The following is a 2064-nucleotide window of genomic DNA, read 5'->3' as shown; positions in this document are numbered from 1 at the left end:
GGTCCACGCAACCCCGGTAGCCCGACAGGTGCCACAGCGACCCGGGCACGTCGGACCGCACGGACGCGTCGTCGCGGAACTCGTCGAGCAGCCCGGTCAGGCCCTCCCGCCACCCGACGTCGCCGCGGCCGGGCCTGCCCTCGGCGAAGGCGGGCTCGGACCGCTGCCCGAAGCTGTCGACGGCCCGTACCTCGAGCTTGTAGTCGGCTCCGTCGACCAGCCCGTCGAGCTGGGTGTCGGGCGTCGCGACGAGCTTCGACCGGGCCGGTGCGCCGCCGCCTTCCCAGCGCACCTCGTACCCCGCCGCGTCGCTGTCGGCCCACGACACCCGCAGCCGCCCGGGCGCGGCCGCCGAGGCCACCTCCCGCGGCGCCGCGGGCGGCTTTCCGGGCTCCGGGAGCAGCACCCGGTCATCGGCGAACCGACTCACCCGTTCAGGGGGTGGAGAGACGGTTGAGGGTCGCTCCGGAGGGGGCGGGTCGTCACTGGGCGTGCGCAGCGTGAGGACCGCCCCCACGAGCACGGCGACCGCCCCCACCCAGATGAGCACTCGTTTTCCGCTGACCACGACCGCAGCGTATTGGCATGTCTCGCCAGTGCGTAGCCCATCAGAGCCTGGTGTCCGACCGTCGAACACCAGCGCTCACTTTCGTTGCAGTCTGGTCACGAGCAGCCTAGGGGCGTGACTACTCCTCGTCAGGTCACTACTTTCCGCCCCAACCCTCAAATAGGTTTGAGGGCGAGGTTCGGCATGCTGTACGGCATTGTCGGACGAAGCGGAGAAGGGACGTCACGTGCGTAACCAGACGGTGAAGGCCGCGGTGCTGGTCGCTGGCGCGTTGTTGCTCGCAGCCTGTGGCACCAACAAGGAAGAGACCGGTGCGGGCGGGGGCAACCAGGCTTGCGACCAGAGCAAGGGCACCCTGGTCATCGGCGTCATCGCGCCGCAGTCCGGTGGTCTGTCCGCGCTTGGCCTCGGCATCAAGAACTCCGCGCAGCTCGCGGCCGACCAGGCCAACGAGAAGTGCGCTGTCAAGGGCTACAAGCTCGCTGTGCAGACCGAAGACGACCAGGCGACCGCTCAGGTCGGCGCGCAGGCAGCCACCAGGCTTTCCTCGAACGCGAACGTTGTCGGCGTTGTCGGCACGCTGAACTCCTCGGTCGCGCAGAGCGTGCAGCCGATCCTCAAGAACAAGAGCATCGTCATGGTCTCGCCCGCCAACACGAACCCGGCGCTGACCCGGGGCGGCGAGTACGCCACCGCCCCCAAGCGCGATTTCGAGAACTACTTCCGCGTTTGCGCCACAGACGACCTGCAGGGCCCGTTCGCGGCCAAGTACGTGGTCGGCAAGGCGGGCAAGAAGAACATCGCCATCATCACCGACGGCAAGACCTACGGTAAGGGTCTGGCCGCGGAGTTCCGCAAGCAGGCCGAGAAGGACGGCGCCAAGATCGCCGCGGAGGCCACGGTCGGCGAGCGCGACACCGACTTCTCGACCGTCATCACCACCATCAAGGGCTCCAACCCGGACGCGGTCTACTACGGCGGCGAGTACCCGCAGGCGGGTCCGCTCTCGAAGCAGATGAAGGACGCAGGCCTGAACGTGCCGCTCATGGGTGGCGACGGCATCTTCGATGACAAGTACATCGCCCTGGGCGGCAAGGAAGGTGACCTGGCCACCTCGGTCGGCGCACCGACCGAGACCCTCCCCAGCGCGAAGGCCTTCATCGACGCCTACAACGCCAAGAACTACAAGGACAAGTTCAGCGCCTACGGTGCGTTCTCCTTCGACGCCACCAACGCCATCATCGCCTCCCTCGGCAAGTCCCTGGGCGACGCTGGCACGTGGGGCGACGACAAGCGCGCCGACCTGCTCAAGAACGTCGGCGAGTACACCGCCCAGGGTGCCACCGGCGAGATCAAGTTCGACCAGTACGGCGACAGCACCAACAAGCTGCTGACCGTCTACAAGGTGACCGCGGGCAAGTGGGTGGCCGACGAGACCGGCACGTTCGGCGGCTGATCCAGAGCTCTTTGTCCAAACAGACGGACGTGGGGGGGGG

The 2064-nt window shown here is 67.8% G+C and carries 1 protein-coding gene and 1 pseudogene; one reads left to right on the top strand and one right to left on the bottom strand.

The annotated features are described in order from the left end of the window. A pseudogene (locus ACRDSQ_RS16850) lies at positions 1-430 on the bottom strand (hypothetical protein); the annotation flags it as partial. A gap of 364 nt (positions 431-794) precedes the next feature. On the opposite strand from ACRDSQ_RS16850, the gene ACRDSQ_RS16845 reads away from it, so the two are divergent. Continuing rightward, on the top strand, positions 795-2024 hold the full coding sequence (locus ACRDSQ_RS16845; protein WP_431422270.1) for a branched-chain amino acid ABC transporter substrate-binding protein: 1230 nt from the start codon (positions 795-797) through the stop codon (positions 2022-2024). Positions 2025-2064: the final 40 nt, after the last annotated feature.

It is taken from the genome of Actinokineospora sp. (assembly GCF_050699995.1).
Taxonomy (GTDB): domain Bacteria; phylum Actinomycetota; class Actinomycetes; order Mycobacteriales; family Pseudonocardiaceae; genus Actinokineospora.
The sequence above is the reverse complement of the archived record's forward strand: the minus strand, read 5'-3'. Positions and strand labels throughout refer to the sequence as shown.